The organism is Leucobacter sp. cx-42, from assembly GCF_014529985.1.
Lineage (GTDB): Bacteria > Actinomycetota > Actinomycetes > Actinomycetales > Microbacteriaceae > Leucobacter.
The window spans coordinates 42,904-57,071 of sequence record NZ_JACVMU010000013.1 but is presented as its reverse complement, the minus strand read 5'-3'; the positions used below and the strand labels follow the sequence as shown (position 1 = coordinate 57,071).

Below are 14,168 nucleotides of genomic sequence, written 5' to 3'. Positions count from 1 at the left end.
CAATCGTTATGCATGACCGTCGTGGCGCTCAGGTCAGCCACGTAGACTGGAAGGTAGTTTGTCTCTACGGAAGGGGTGTGCATGTCCGAGGCCGCAGGCGTTGGTGAACAGCGTATCCTCGCAGGGCGTTATGCGCTTGGCGAGTTCATCGGCCAAGGCGGTATGGCTACGGTCTACCGCGGGACAGACACCAAGCTCGGGCGTCAAGTTGCCATCAAGGTAATGAAGGCAGAGCTGGCTCACGACGACCAGTTCCGCTCGCGCTTCCGCCAGGAGGCCCAGTCGGCTGCCCGCATGGCGCACCCGACCATCGTTCGTGTCTTTGATGCGGGCGACGACCTCATCCAGACTGCAGATGGCGCAAAGCGTCTTCCGTTTATCGTCATGGAGTACGTCGAGGGAACCAACCTTCGCCAGCTCGTGCAGGATCAACCGCTGTCGCTGCAGGAGGCAGCTCGCGTCACTGAGTCTGTCCTCACCGCGCTCGAGTACTCGCACCGCGCAGGCATCGTCCACCGCGACATCAAGCCCGCAAACGTCATGATCACCAAGACCGGCCAGGTCAAGGTCATGGACTTCGGCATCAGCCGCGCAGTCTCAGACACGTCTTCCACGCTGCAGCAGACCACCGCCATTCTCGGCACCGCCGCATACTTCTCGCCGGAGCAGGCGAAGGGCGAGCCGATCGATCCGCGCACCGATCTGTACTCCACTGCGGTCTTGCTCTACGAACTCCTCACGGGCAACGTGCCGTTCGTTGGCGAGTCAGCGGTGTCTGTGGCGTACCAGCACGTGAGCGAGCGCCCGAAAGCGCCGAGCACGCGCAACCCGGAAGTCACCGCAGAGCTCGACGCGGTCGTGCTGCACGGTCTGGTGAAGGACCGCACTCGCCGGTTCCAGACCGCAGCTGAGTTCCGTACTGCGCTGCGCGAGGCATCGATCGGCCAGATGCCAGATCTGCCTCAGCCCGACACCGACAGCAGCATGCTGTTCACGAGTGGTGACGAGGTTTCTGACTCCGATCTTGCACTGCGTCAGCTCGCTGAAAGCGGCGGATCGCGTTCGCAGAGTCGCCCGCCAGTCATGTGGACCTGGGCCGCAATCTTGACGGTCGCCGCGATCGTGGTGGCCGTGATCTTCTGGCTGGTGACGCTGCCGTCGCCGAACATTGAGACGGCGCCCCGCGTGCCGGATCTCACGAACTACACGCGCGCCGAAGCTATCGATGCGCTCGGGAAGCAGAACTTGATCCCGCTGATCTCTGAGGAGAACAGCGAGTCGATCCCTGGCGGCTACGTCATTTCGACCGACCCCGAGGCGGGTACCACCCTGTCGCAGGGCGCCGAGGTTGGCGTGGTCATCTCGCTCGGCCCTGAGTCAGCGGCGGTGCCAGAGGTCGGCAATGCGACGCTCGACGCGTACACGAAGAAGCTCCAGGAGCTCGGCTTGCGCGTGGGTGAGATCAACCAGAGTGATGATCCGCTGCCGGCCAACCGCGTGCTCGAGGTCGTCCCTGAACCCAAGACTGAGCTGCGCTCGGGCTCGACCGTCGACATTACGGTGTCGAGCGGCCTCGTCGAGATTCCCGACCTCACCGGCCAGTCGCTCGAGGTTGCGCGCTCGCTCACCTCGTCGCTCAACGTGAAGCTGCAGCTGCGCCCGCTCTCCACTGCCGATACCGGCTGTGAGGTTGGCGAGAGCCTCCCAATCATGGAGCAGTCGCTCATCGGCCGCCAGCCCCAGGGCTCGGCGCTGGAGCTCACCTACTGCACCGGCTAATCTCGCCGACCAGGCCGAACGGCCGACCGCACGAATAGGCCCCGTTCCTGCGAGATGACCAGTTTCATCCGCAAGAACGGGGCCTTTTCGATGGAACGGGGCGTTCTCGGCAGGTTGCAAGCTGCCCGTCACCCGGGTGACAAGATGTGGCGCTCACTCCGCTGCACCGCGCGTGAGCCGGTGTTGCAAAGCCATCGGCCCCAACCGCGTGGAATACGCAGCTGGGGCCGATGACTTCCGGGAGCGAGTCGCTACGCGCTCGCCCGCTGACGTCGGCGGATCACGACCGCCACACCAGCTGCCAGCAGCAGCGCACCGGCAACGCCGAGCGGGAGCAGACCAGCTGCACCGGTATTGGCGAGGCCAGGGGCGCCGTTAGTCGCGGTTCCGTTCGAGCCCGAGCCGGAACCCGAACCACCTGCGGAGCCGGAACCGGAACCGTCAGTCGAACCCGATCCGCCGTCAGCACCACCATCGGTGCCGCCGTCAGTCCCGCCACCGGGCTCGACGGGCGCAGCTGCGGTCACGGTGAGCGGTGTCGAGACCGACTTACCGTTCGGGAGCACGACGACGAGTTCGTGCGGGGTATCGGTCGCGGCGTCCGCCGGGATGGTGACGGTCGTCGAGAACGCGCCATCGGCGTCAACGGTTGCGGTGCCGAGCTCGACCGGGTCAGAGTGAAGTTCTACCTTCAGCTCACTCTCGGGGGTGAAGCCCGTACCTGCGATGGTGAGATCCGCGCCCTGCTGGACCTCGGTTGCGCCGAGCGTCAGCTCAGGTCCCGCCGGTGCATCAACGCCGGGCTCAGTGACCCACTTGGTGTCGGTCGCGTACTTGGTGACGGTGAACTCGTCGAAGAGCTCGCCGACCTGCGGCACTGCCTTCTCGGTGTAGACCGGGCGCTCGCCACTCGCGTCGGTGAGCGTGAAGCTCTGTGCGCTCGCGGGGCGCTCAGCGACGTACGAGCGGTAGGTCAGCTGATCCTCGGTGACGTCGATGACCTGGTAGGTCGTGACGTCCTGGGCGCGGATCCGCTGAATCGCACCATTGTTCGTCCACACGTTCTTCTCTTCGGTCTCGAGGTCGTAGTGCTTCGCGCCCGAGTTCGAAACAGCGTAGACGGGACCGGTCGTAAGGCCGGAGGTGTCGGTGAGGTCGGCGGTGTTGTATCCGCGGCCGTAGGTGTGGTCGTGCCCCATGAGCACGAGATCAATGTTGTTCTCTTCGAAAACGGGAACCCAGTGCTTGCGCAGGACCGCTTCGTCACGTCCCGACGAGGTCGAGTAGACCGGCTGGTGGAAGGTGACGACGTTCCACTTCGATGCGCTGTTCTTGAGCACGTAGTCGAGCCATGCCGCCTGGTACTCGGTCCAGAGCTCCTGCACCTTGCCGCTCGGGCACTCGGTGCCGGTGCACGCGGGGAGGTTATCAGGCTTCAGGAAGGTGGTGTCGCGAGTCGCGTTGAGCGTGATGAAGCGTACGCCCTGGTAGTCCGTGAAGTACACGGTCTCTGCCGCGAACTCTGCCCAGCGCTCGAAGTACGCCGCGTACTGCTTCGCCGCGTCGGTGTCGCCCTGTGCGAGCGCCGCGAGGTCACCGATGGTCTCGGTTCCTGGCTGGTTCAGCGGGTATTCGAAGTGTGCCTTCCACGACTGGAGCAGCTTGTCGCCCGAGTATTCGTGGTTGCCAGGCGCGGCCATGACGTTCGTGCTCGTTGCTGAGCGCTCCATGCCCTTGAACCAGTTCTGCCACTCGACATCATTGCTGCCGGTGTTGATGAGATCGCCAGCGTGCACCGAACCGATCGAATCGGTCGCCTTCGCCTCGGCCTGCTGCACGACCGAGGGCCAGGTCGTGTCGAGGCCGATCTGCGCGTCACCGTAGTACACGAACTGGAAGTCGGTGTCGCTCGGGTCAGCGGTCGTGAAATCAAACCACTCGCTCCACGCGCCGGGCAGGCCGACACGGTAGCGGTAGTCAGTTGCGGGCTCGAGGTCTGCAACCGTCGCCGAGAAGTGCGGGTTGAGGTTGCCGTTGACCTTGCCAGCTTCGTACGCGTCGATCACGCGGGTCGATGCGGGGGCGGATCCCGCTGCCGCATCGCCAACCGCACCAATCTCTACCTGGCCGATCGTGTGACCTGCGTCACCAGCCATCCACGAGAACGACTGTGAGGTGGTGGGAGTCTCGGTCGGGGTGAGGATCACACGCGACGGTGCCGCCGCCACCGGGTCAACCGAGCCGTCTTCGTTCTTCGGCTGAAGCGTGAGGCTCGTCATGTCGAAGTAGGCGTCGGACGACGACTCGCGGTCCTGGTACAGGGCGACCGCGATCGTGTTCGTGCCGTCATGCAACAGCGCCGGATCAATGGCGAACGTGCTCTTCGCTGGGTCACCAGCGGAGTTTCCCGCGTACTGCAGGTTCGACGGGTTCGCATCGTCAACGCGCTCGTCAACAAAGCCCGCCACCTTCTCACCGTTGACATACACGCGCAGTGCGTCGTCGTAGATGACCTCTGACTTCACGGCGCCGATCTGCGCCGCAGCACCCTCAGCGAGCTCGAAGCTCGTCCGGAAGAAGTAGGTCGGCACCGTCGGCGCCGCGGTGTCATTGATGTAGTGCTGCAGCTTGGTCTTCGGGGTGTACGGCCCGACAGCGGCAAGCTTGTTGCCCTTCACACCGAATGCGCCCGGCGCCACGGCCCAAGCATCATCTGCGAAGTCTGGGGCGGTCCAGCTGTTGCGATCCGCGCCCCCTGCCGAGGGATCAACCGCGGTATCGAGGTAATGCCACTCAGTTCCCGTGGTCACGAGCGGAGCAGTCGGGAGTTCGGGCGTCGTCGCGGCAGCAATTGGTGCGGCGAAAGCGGAGCTTGCGACGGGCAGCGCGAGGCCGCCACCAACAAGCGCGGCGAGGGTGACCAGCGTCACACCTCGCCTCACCCGCGGAGCACGGGCAGAGATCATCATCATTCCTTTGGTCGGATGCACATCTTGCACCGGCTGCTGCCGGCCATGTCCATCCCACCTCATGCGAGTAAACCGCTGATCGCCCGAGGGTTGCCCCGCGGTGAACGAGAGTGAACGTGAGTGAGCGGGGCGGGCCCAGACGCAGTAAACCCCTCAAAACAAGGCGATTCTCCCGAGGAGCGGCCTTTCATACGGGTGAAAGGGGCGATCTCGACAGAACGGGCCTGTTTCGAGGGGTTGGACCTGAGGGTCTGGGGGCCTGAGGCGAAAATCTACGAGCGGATCAGCGGCGACAGCGCACGCGCCGTCTCCGCAGCGTTCGTGAGCCCCGCGATGCGGAGCCAGTTGCCGAGCTGCTGGTAGCCGCCCTCGGTGAGCACCGACTCAGGGTGGTACTGCACGCCGAAGATCGGGCGATCGCGGTGACGCACTGCCATGACCACACCATCGGCGGTCTCAGCGGTGATCGCGAGCGACTCGGGCACGGTGCTGCGCACGATCGCGAGCGAGTGGTACCGGGTGGCCGCAAACTCAGGAGCGACGTGCTCGAAGAACTCGTCGCCCGTGTGCTGCACGCGCGAAACCTTGCCGTGCATGAGCTGTTCAGCGTGCGTGACGACGCCGCCGAGCGCCTCTGCGATGGCCTGGTGGCCCAGGCAGACGCCGAGCAGCGGGATGCCCTCGCGGACCGCGAGATTCACCATGGGAATGGAGACGCCTGCCTCAGCGGGAGTGCCGGGGCCAGGCGAGACGAGCACACCATCGAAGCCGCGCACGAGCTCTTCGAGCTCGCCGACCGTCACGTCATCATTGCGAATCACGTGGGTCTCGGCGCCCAGCTGCTGCAGGTAGCCGTTAATCGTGTAGACGAAGCTGTCGTAGTTATCGATCACAAGGATTCGGGTCATCAGGATACCTCTGGGTTATTCGACAGTGACTTCGGGTTCGGGCAGCAGGGTCGCTACCCACGGGTAAATGTAGAAGATGAGCGCGTACACGAGCACAGCTGCCGCGAGGAGCAGGATGATCACGCGCAGCCAGGCAGGTCCGGGGAAGAAGCGCCAAAGAATGGAGAACATATCGCGGCCTTAACCTTTCAACTCAGGGTTCAGCTCGAGCAGCTCGGCCGGCGGGCCTTCGTTGCGCGGCTGGAAGTCTTCAAGCACGGAATACGCAATCACACGCTCGTAAGCACCCCAGTGCTTCGGGTGGCAGCTCGTGAGCGTCAGAATCTGGTCGTCACCCGCTGGCCCTTCCAAGCGCGGGAACGGGTTCAACACGTCTACCTCACTCGGGTCGACATACTCTGCCGACCGGAAGCGGTAGGTGTACCAGCCCTGCTGAGTCTCCAGGAATAGCGGATCACCGATCCGCAAATTCATGATCTCGCGGAACGGCTGCGTGTGACTGCCAGAACGGTGAGCGGCCCAGGCGGTGTTGCCCGGTTCACCCGGCATCGAAGTATCGGTGTAGCGGCCGATACCCTTTTCATCGAGGTCGAGCACGAGATCGCGGTTCGTTCCCTCTGCCACACGGTTCGTATAGGTCTTACCGAATGCCGGGACATGCAGGACCCCGAACACTTCACCCTCAGCGGGACGAGCAACAGCGGGAACGCCCTCGATGCTCGGGTCGTGAACGAAGTCCTCTTCCCACTTCGCGGAATCTTCAGCCGTCAACGTGGTCTGCTTCGCGCCAACCGTGAGATTCACGTACCAGGGCTGCCAGACGATGAATCCGAGCACAGCGATGCCCGCGACCAGCAACAGTTCACCGATCACCGTGAGGGGGCTCAGGCGACGACGCCGAGCCTTTCCAGGTGCGACCCTATTCATAGTCCCTTATCTTACGGGTGACCCATCGAATTTTTCCGGACTCTCGCTGTAGACTCAGGGACATGGTTGCATCAGGAAAGCAAGTGCAGAAGAACGGCAAGGCAGAGGTCGCTAGCGCTGAAGCGCGCCGTGCTGCACGCAGTGAGGCTCCGAACCCCGTATGGTTCAAGCCCGTCATGTTCGGTTTCATGTTGATCGGACTCCTCTGGATCGTGACGTACTACGTCACGAGCTCAACCGTCGGCTTCCCTATTCCTGCACTCGGGAACGGCAACATCTTCGTCGGTTTCGGCTTCGTGCTGATCGGCTTCCTCATGACTCCCTGGTGGAAGTAACCACAAGAATTACACCCATGTAGTTTCTCCCCAGACTGGGGAGAAACCTGTGGATAACTGAAGGCCCCCGGCGCAATGCCGGGGGCCTTCAGTGTTGTATGGCGGATCTATGCTGCCGCGTTAGTTGAGCACCAAGCTTGGCGAAACCACAAAGTACGCAAAGCTCAGGGCAATCAGGAGTGCAGCTTCGAGGGTGAGGAAGGTGATCCGCGCCCCACGCTTGCGTGGTCCCTGCGTGCGCACGAGGATGAACATCGTGAGCGCACCAATCAGGAAGCCACCGAGGTGTGCCTGCCACGCGATACTGACACCGGGCAAGAAGCCAATACCGATATTGATCGCGAGCAGCACAACCAGCGACTTCGTGTCGACCTGCATCGCCTTCATCGCAACGAACATCGCGCCAAGGACACCGAAGATCGCGCCAGAAGCGCCCACCGTGGGAACCAACTGCGCCGACGGCTGAACGTAGGCCCAGAACATGACGCCGAGCGATCCACCGATACCGGAGAAGACGTAGAGTGCGGCGAAGGCCGTACGGCCGATCCGCCGCTCAATCTCGCGACCGAAGACCCACAGTGCGTACATGTTCATCACAATGTGGAGCCAGAACCCGGTCGAATGCGTGAACATCACTGTCAGCATGCGCCAGGGTTCAAAGACCTCGGGGCGTGAGTACAGCGGGGCATACCACAGCGCCGTCGTCACCAGGTCAGAAGCAAAGTAGTGGGTGATGAGCTGCAAGACGAAGACCACAGCGCAGATCGCGATGATCGCCATCGTGACCGGAGTTTCCATCATGCTGATGCGACGCCCGAGCACTCGGGTCGCGCGGCCAGCACGCTTCGCACCACTGGGTGTTGCCTCACGCACGCAGTCAGGGCACAGCAGGCCCACCGCGGACGTTACCTGGCATTCACCGCACACCGTCCGACCGCAGCGCTGACACAGCGTGAAGCTGGGCCGCGTCTTATGGCGGTAACACACGTCATTGGCCCCGTACTCAGCGCGTTCGCCGAATACGGGGCCAGAGCCGTTAGTTGACAACGGAATTAGACCGCAGCGATCTCAACACCGGTGATGACGACGTCCTCAACGGGGCGATCCATTGCGCCGGTAGCAACCGACTCAATTGCGTCAACGACAGCCTTCGAAGCATCGTCAGCGAGCTCACCGAAGATGGTGTGCTTGCCAGTGAGCCATGCGGGCTCGGTGGTGGTGATGAAGAACTGCGAGCCGTTGGTGCCCGAGAGGCGGCCGGTCATGTCGGGGCGCTTGCCAGCGTTCGCCATAGCGAGCTGGTACTTGCGGTCGAACGAGAGCTCGGGGTGGATCTCATCGTCGAAGTTGTAGCCGGGGCCGCCGGTACCGGTGCCGGTGGGGTCGCCGCCCTGGATCATGAAGTCCTTGATGATGCGGTGGAAGATCACACCGTCGTAGAAGCCCTTGTTTGCAAGGTCTTCGAAGTTCTTCACGGTCTTCGGTGCGTGGTCGCCAAAGAGGTTGATCACGATGTCACCGTGGTTGGTGTGAATGGTCGCAACAGAAGTATGAATGGTCATGTACTCAGTCTACGGGGAGGTGCTCTGAGTACAACCGGGCAGATGCGTTGAGTTCACTCGGAAAGCGAGATGAGAAACTGCAGGAAATACCAGGACGCGCAGGCAGATTCGGTGTAGCGTTGGAGCAACTGAAGTGTTCCGCATGGCGCCGACCACGCGGACTGGAGGAGGAGTCGAATGAAGCTCTCACGTAAACGCCGCCGCGAGCTCCGCCGTCTGCGCGCTGAAGCACAGGAGCTGCTCGACCAGCAGCGCGTCGTGCTCGGCCAGGCCGGCGAGGTTCTGAACCACGCAGGTCGCCAGGCCCGTCACCTCAGTGACGAGCACCTCGCTCCCCGCGTCGAGAAGACGTGGAACCGCGTCCGTCCCGGCGTTGAGACTGGCATCGAGAACGCGCGCCGCACCGCAGAGCAGGTACGCATCGCGACCGCTCCCATGGTCACCAACGCACTGCAGGGCACCATTCGTACCCTCGATCGCTTCGAGAACCAGAACGCTGCCAAGCAGGTTCGCCGCTTCGGCGAGCGCACCGGCTACATCGCACCCGCGAAGAAGCGCTCGGGCGCTGGCAAGTGGATCGCAATCTCGCTCGGCGTCGCAGCTGCAACCGCTGTTGGCGTGCTGCTCACTCGCGCGTTCAGCACCGACGAAGATCTTTGGGTCAGCGCAGAGGGTTAATCTCTTCGTGTGATTCCGCGAGGCGGTCAGGGGTTTCCCTGGCCGCCTTTGCTGTGTGTTCTTGCGGCCCGGCGCGGTGGCCCGGCGCGGCCTGCGCGATCCGCCAAACCCGCGAAACGGGCACTTGTTGCCGAGATCGAGAGTTTCTACGCGCAGAAAGGGTCGATCTCGAGAGAAAGGGGTCTTCTCGCGGGGTTCACCCGCACCCGCGAGGGCTATGCGCTCGGTGAACCCGAGTCACCGCCCGAGCCTGAGCCATGACCTTGGCCCCCTTGGTTGCCCTGGCCGCCGTTCTTCCCACCGCGCTTGCCTGCGCGCTTTCGGCGCGGGTTGCGTGCAGCAACGGGACGGTTCTGAATGCCAGCCATCCGCATACCGGTTCGCACGAGCGAAAGTGTCTTGAGTGACTTGATTTCGCGGATCGGAACCCAACGTGCCTCGTCGGAGGAACCGTCAATTTCGTGTACGAGCGGGCCGTCTTGAACAGACGCACGGTACACGATGCGGATGGTGTGCAACTCGGGAGTCTGTCCGTCTTCAACGTCTTCGCGCACCATTACGCGAGAGTCGACACCAAGCAGACGACCTGCCTTCGCGGTCAGACCGGTCTCCTCGAAGATTTCGCGCACAACGGCGTCGCGCGGATCTTCTCCGTCTTCTAGCCCGCCGCCTGGCAACGTCCAGCCGTGCAGGTGCCCACGACGCCAATGCGTCAACAGGATCTTGCCGCGCCGCTCAATGACTGCGTATGCAGCAACTCGTAGATCCATACGTATGAGCTTAGCTTGCTCGCCACCCTGTGACCCAGGAGTTTAACCGCGCGTATGCTTCCGTGCGGGCATCTTTTCGCGACAGGAACACGTCGTGCAGCGCGTTCGGGATGCGTTCGATCGTGACTGAGCGTCCTAGCCTCGTCGCCGCTGACGCGACCGCCTTCACCGACAGCACCGTGTCAGCGGTCGTGAGCGCGTCGCTCCACCGCAAGGGTGCTTCGTCGTGGTCAGACATGATCACGCAGACCGGGATCGTGAGGTGTAGCCCCTTCTCAACACGCTCGTGTCCAGTAAGCACGGCACGGAGCCAACCGCTGTAGACCGCGTGAGACTTGTCTGGCCGCCACTCGTGGTTGAGCCGGTCGAGCACTTCAGTGGGGCCGACCTCACGCTGCGCACGGCTGTAATACCCGAAGTCGAACTGCGGACTCGCCTCGCGAGGAGCGATCCACGCACTCATATTCATAATGGGCATCATGAGCTTGCGCGCAACGGAAGAGAGTTGGAATTCAAGCCAGGGACTGTTCAGTATGAGCGCGCTTGCCACCCCAGGGTTGTTTGCCGCCCAGAGGCTGAGCACAAGCCCGCCCGTCGAGTGGCCGAGGAGGACGAGCTCGCGGCCGGTACTGCCGTGGTTCGCGCCGCTCGCGCTGCCTTCTCCCCCGATGATCGCAACCGCTCGCGCGATCTCGGCGTCGTATTCATCGAGCGATTCGATGTATCCCGGGGTCTGCCCTGGCCGCAAGCTGCGCCCGTACTTTCGCAGGTCGAGTGCGTAGAAACGGGCGCCGCGAGCGGTCCAGTATTGCGCGAGCGGAGTTTGGAAAAAGTAGTCAGACCAGCCGTGGACGTACAGCACGTCGACGTTGGAGAGGTCTGGCTTTTCTGGGGGCGCGGATCGCAGCAGCCGCTGCCACAAGCTCCGCTCTGCAGGCAGGGATCGCACCAGAGTAGCAACGAGGGGACCTTCGGTGTCTTCTCCCAGGTCGATATCGGTGCACTCGAAGCCTTCACCGAGCACATCAGGGCGCCACTCTACAGTCATGGGTTCAGACTAGCTGTGGTGCAGAGTCTTTCCTAGCGAAGTGTGAGCTCTCCCATTTCAGCGCTGACATCAACCACGTTTGGAGATTTCGGATCGTGTGTGAGGAGGTTGGTAATGCTGCCCATCTCAGACTGAGTACTCACTCGATAACCGCCAGCCGGCAATGTCACATCGGCACTACCGAGCTCGACATCGACTGTGACACTCGCAGGCTGTTTTCCTTCGGCCGTGATGGTGGCCTGCCCCATACCTACCGAGGCATCGATAGTGCGTGCCTCGGTGACCTTGAGCGTTGCATCGCCCACGCCTACTTCGAGCTCCACTGCGGTCGCGGTTCCTGTGTAGTCAACACGGCCAGCCTCAACGTTTATGTCGAGCATTACGAAGTCACCCGCGAGCGATAGGTCCCCCGCGCCAACGTTGATTTCGGCACTGAGCTTCCCGTCGTATTCGACAGGAAGTAGAAGAGTTGCTTGTTCGTTGTCGTTCATCTGCATCGGATTCGCGTTGCCAGTGCGCTCGATTTGTAGTGTGCCCTCGTCGTTGTACGCGGACCATTGGTAGCCAAAGTTCCCTTCGATACTCAGCGTCGGGACTTCGATGTCAGTGAACTGAACGGTCATTGCAGACGCTGCCGCGTTCACTTCAATCGCGCGCACGTTCGTGAGATCAAGATCGATCGTCCAACTGCGTTCTCCGTGTTGCTGCGGGTGGACCTTTCCGTCGTTCGCAAAGCCCTGTGAAGTGGCCGCTCGTGACTCGCTCGCAGCAGTCGCTTCATAGGCGAGACTCGCAAGCCAGATGCCAGCAGCGCTAAGCATTCCAAGCGCCACGACACCGCCAGCAATACCGACGCCAATTGCTACACCGCGGCGCCGCTTTGGACGCTGGGCGGAGGCCGGCTGCTGCGGCATCTGCGTTGGTGGGTGCGGCTGTTGCATCGATTGCGGCAACTGCTGCGGTTGCTGTTGCTGCCCTGTGAAATTCTGTTGGTCGGTCATGCGCCCATTCCGTTCTGCGGTCGATTCGTGTGAGCGGGCCCGCCCGCGCTCTCAATATGCGCGATCGCGGCGAGCACTCGACGGTTTCCGTCTTCGGCCTCAAGCCCGAGCTTCTGGAAGATCGCGGTGATGTTCTTTTCGACGCTCGCCTCAGAGATGAAGAGGAGCTCAGCGATCAGCTGATTCGAGCGCCCTTCGGCGAGCGCTGCCAAGACTGAACGCTCACGCGGGGTGAGCTGCTGCATGCGCTCGTCTTTGGCACGGCGGGCGAGGAGCTGAGCTACGACCTCAGGGTCGAGTACCGTCGCACCTTCACTGATCCGTTCAATTGCTGCGATGAAGTCACCGACGTCTGCAACGCGGTCTTTCAAGAGATAACCGAACGCACCAGTTTGCACGCCGCTCGGACCTGCTCCGATGAGCTCGCTCGCGTATCGCTCCTCCACATATTGTGAGAGGACGAGGAGCGGCAGCTCTGGTCGCGTTTGGCGTAGCTCGAGAGCCGCGCGGATTCCTTCATCAGTAAAGGTTGGCGGGAGCCGAACGTCAAAGATACACAGGTCGGGGTTGGCTTCTGCCACCTTTTCCATGAGGCCCGTGGTGTCGGGCAAGGCTGCTACAACCTCGTGTCCACCGTGTTCGAGGAGACGCACAAGCCCCTCGCGCAGCAATACAGAGTCTTCACACATTACGATGCGCATGGCACGCTCACCTCCAGAGTAGTTGGGCCGCCCTTAGGGCTAGCAAGGGTACTCGTGCCGCCCGCTGCAAGCACGCGGTTCTGTACACCGTCTAGGCCACCACCCGGTACTACGGTGGCGCCACCGATGCCATTGTCTTCGATTCGCGCCCAGAGTGTGCCATCATCTCGGAGGCGCACTATGACTCGACATTCACTCGCACGCGAGTGCTTAGCCGCGTTGGTCAGCGACTCTGCAATCACGAAGTAGACGGCTGCCTCAGCTGTACGGCTACACCGACCGGTGAGCTGCACATCGAGAGTTACTGGGATGTGTGACCGTGCGGCGAGCGCGGAGAGCGCTGCGTCGAGACCACGGTCATCGAGAACGGAAGCATAAATGCCTCGGGCGAGCTGACGCAGCTCAGTGATCGCAGCCTTCGTTGAGGTGTGGGCCTCAGCGACGAGCGTCTTTGCTGTTTCAGGATCAGTGTCGATCATCTCTTTTGCGAGCCCAAGGGTCATCGCAGTTGAGACGAGTCGAGGTTGTACGCCATCATGTAGGTCGCGTTCGACTCGGGTGCGCTCAAGATCTGCTGCGCGTACCGCGCCTTTGCGCTGTTCTTGCGATGCCGCAGCTCGCTCTTCGAGCTCTGCTTCTCGCACGGCCGAACCGATGAGCGCGATCGAGAGCAGTCGGTGCAGCATGGCTGCGCCGTACAGGCTGCCCAGCCAGAAAAAGAAGCCCGCAACCGCGATTCCCATTCGCACTCCCGAAGATGCCGCAGAGTTACCCCAAATGAGGGACTGCACCGCATCAAACGACGTTTGGAAAACCCACTGCAAGATCACGAGGAGCACGAAACCCAGCGCAATGGTCAGGAGCGAGTTCGCGAGCGCGCGCCACATGCGTGCATCAACCGACTGCCGCAGCACTGCCTTCAGCCACCCGCCAAACGTCGGAGTCTCGCGGCGGGTGAAGCGCAGGTCGGGAATGCCAAGGTCGTAGAGCTCTGAGACACGACGAGTTTCAAACCAGCCGATGCCGAACAACGCGTACACAGCACCAACGAGCATGACCAGGCCGATGCCCGCGAGTGGGATGAGCCCGATCGAAATCGCGATGTAGCTCGCTCCCCCAACCACGAGCCCAAACCCAATGACGCCGTACGCCAGCAGGTGCAAAATCGTCAGCCCGATACTCAGCGGCGGCTTCTGCCGGCTCGAGGTGTGTGTGTTCATACCTCTAAATTACGGTGCGACTGCATGCGGGAGTAGCCCGATACCCGGAGAGATGCTTTCTGGGTTTCCCTACCTTTTGCCATCTTTCGGCACGAACCGCCCACTGCGAAGTGCACTTCTTCCACGAAAACCCAGGGTTACGCCACACCATCCTGGGCCGGCCTACGATGTTTCCCGTGAAACAGTGAAGCTGATCCGCGCCCATACTGACGCTGTTTTCTAGCGACGCACGCCAGTAAGATCCGTCATATAGCTACGTCTCCGTCAAGC

14 protein-coding genes are annotated in these 14,168 nt (G+C 62.2%); 3 read left to right on the top strand and 11 right to left on the bottom strand.

Translation table 11 applies throughout. The features are described from left to right. Window positions 1–81: 81 nt before the first annotated feature. The gene (pknB, locus tag ICM05_RS11760; protein WP_188024819.1) at window positions 82–1,779 is read left to right on the top strand and encodes a Stk1 family PASTA domain-containing Ser/Thr kinase; all 1,698 of its coding nucleotides are present in this window, start codon (window positions 82–84) and stop codon (window positions 1,777–1,779) included. Between the two features lie 251 nt (window positions 1,780–2,030). Here the strand turns inward: pknB and ICM05_RS11755 are convergent, their stop codons facing one another. The 4 genes from ICM05_RS11755 to ICM05_RS11740 all read right to left on the bottom strand — a co-directional run bounded on the left by ICM05_RS11755 (window position 2,031) and on the right by ICM05_RS11740 (window position 6,583). Further along, window positions 2,031–4,709, bottom strand: a complete 2,679-nt coding sequence (locus ICM05_RS11755; protein ID WP_353055900.1) for a fibronectin type III domain-containing protein — start codon at window positions 4,707–4,709, stop codon at window positions 2,031–2,033. A 311-nt stretch (window positions 4,710–5,020) separates the two neighbouring features. Continuing rightward, on the bottom strand, window positions 5,021–5,656 hold the full coding sequence (locus ICM05_RS11750; RefSeq protein ID WP_188024818.1) for an aminodeoxychorismate/anthranilate synthase component II: 636 nt from the start codon (window positions 5,654–5,656) through the stop codon (window positions 5,021–5,023). 15 nt (window positions 5,657–5,671) lie between these two features. Beyond that, window positions 5,672–5,827 (bottom strand): hypothetical protein, encoded by a 156-nt coding sequence (locus ICM05_RS11745; protein ID WP_188024817.1) that lies wholly within the window; start codon window positions 5,825–5,827, stop codon window positions 5,672–5,674. A gap of 9 nt (window positions 5,828–5,836) precedes the next feature. Continuing rightward, a complete protein-coding gene (locus ICM05_RS11740) occupies window positions 5,837–6,583 on the bottom strand; it encodes a class E sortase (RefSeq protein ID WP_188024816.1) in 747 nt (248 codons plus the stop codon). Window positions 6,584–6,645: 62 nt separating this feature from the next. Between ICM05_RS11740 and ICM05_RS11735 the strand changes: the two genes are divergently transcribed. Further along, the gene (locus ICM05_RS11735; RefSeq protein WP_188024815.1) at window positions 6,646–6,918 is read left to right on the top strand and encodes a cell division protein CrgA; all 273 of its coding nucleotides are present in this window, start codon (window positions 6,646–6,648) and stop codon (window positions 6,916–6,918) included. A 120-nt stretch (window positions 6,919–7,038) separates the two neighbouring features. On the opposite strand, the gene ICM05_RS11730 is transcribed toward ICM05_RS11735, so the two are convergent. Together ICM05_RS11730 and ICM05_RS11725 are read right to left on the bottom strand one after the other, a co-directional pair. Next, the gene (locus tag ICM05_RS11730; RefSeq protein ID WP_353055899.1) at window positions 7,039–7,791 is read right to left on the bottom strand and encodes a rhomboid family intramembrane serine protease; all 753 of its coding nucleotides are present in this window, start codon (window positions 7,789–7,791) and stop codon (window positions 7,039–7,041) included. A 179-nt stretch (window positions 7,792–7,970) separates the two neighbouring features. Next, window positions 7,971–8,480 carry a peptidylprolyl isomerase gene (locus tag ICM05_RS11725; RefSeq protein ID WP_188024813.1) on the bottom strand — a complete coding sequence of 170 codons (510 nt, stop codon included), beginning with the start codon at window positions 8,478–8,480 and terminating at the stop codon, window positions 7,971–7,973. Window positions 8,481–8,657: 177 nt separating this feature from the next. Between ICM05_RS11725 and ICM05_RS11720 the strand changes: the two genes are divergently transcribed. Beyond that, window positions 8,658–9,158, top strand: coding sequence for a DNA/RNA helicase (locus tag ICM05_RS11720; protein ID WP_188024812.1), 501 nt, complete (start codon window positions 8,658–8,660; stop codon window positions 9,156–9,158). A 215-nt stretch (window positions 9,159–9,373) separates the two neighbouring features. Here ICM05_RS11720 and ICM05_RS11715 read toward each other — a convergent pair whose 3' ends face one another. The 5 genes from ICM05_RS11715 to ICM05_RS11695 are packed head-to-tail and all read right to left on the bottom strand — an operon-like array spanning window position 9,374 to window position 13,898. Beyond that, on the bottom strand, window positions 9,374–9,928 hold the full coding sequence (locus ICM05_RS11715; protein ID WP_188024811.1) for an NUDIX hydrolase: 555 nt from the start codon (window positions 9,926–9,928) through the stop codon (window positions 9,374–9,376). Between the two features lie 10 nt (window positions 9,929–9,938). After that, window positions 9,939–10,976 (bottom strand): alpha/beta hydrolase, encoded by a 1,038-nt coding sequence (locus tag ICM05_RS11710; RefSeq protein ID WP_188024810.1) that lies wholly within the window; start codon window positions 10,974–10,976, stop codon window positions 9,939–9,941. A 32-nt stretch (window positions 10,977–11,008) separates the two neighbouring features. Beyond that, on the bottom strand, window positions 11,009–11,977 hold the full coding sequence (locus ICM05_RS11705) for a DUF4097 family beta strand repeat-containing protein (protein WP_188024809.1): 969 nt from the start codon (window positions 11,975–11,977) through the stop codon (window positions 11,009–11,011). Next, window positions 11,974–12,678, bottom strand: a complete 705-nt coding sequence (locus ICM05_RS11700; RefSeq protein WP_188024808.1) for a response regulator transcription factor — start codon at window positions 12,676–12,678, stop codon at window positions 11,974–11,976. Before ICM05_RS11700 ends, ICM05_RS11705 begins: the two co-directional genes overlap by 4 nt. Then, a complete protein-coding gene (locus ICM05_RS11695) occupies window positions 12,666–13,898 on the bottom strand; it encodes a histidine kinase (RefSeq protein WP_188024807.1) in 1,233 nt (410 codons plus the stop codon). The genes ICM05_RS11700 and ICM05_RS11695 overlap by 13 nt, the downstream gene beginning before the upstream one ends. Window positions 13,899–14,168 lie beyond the last annotated feature (270 nt).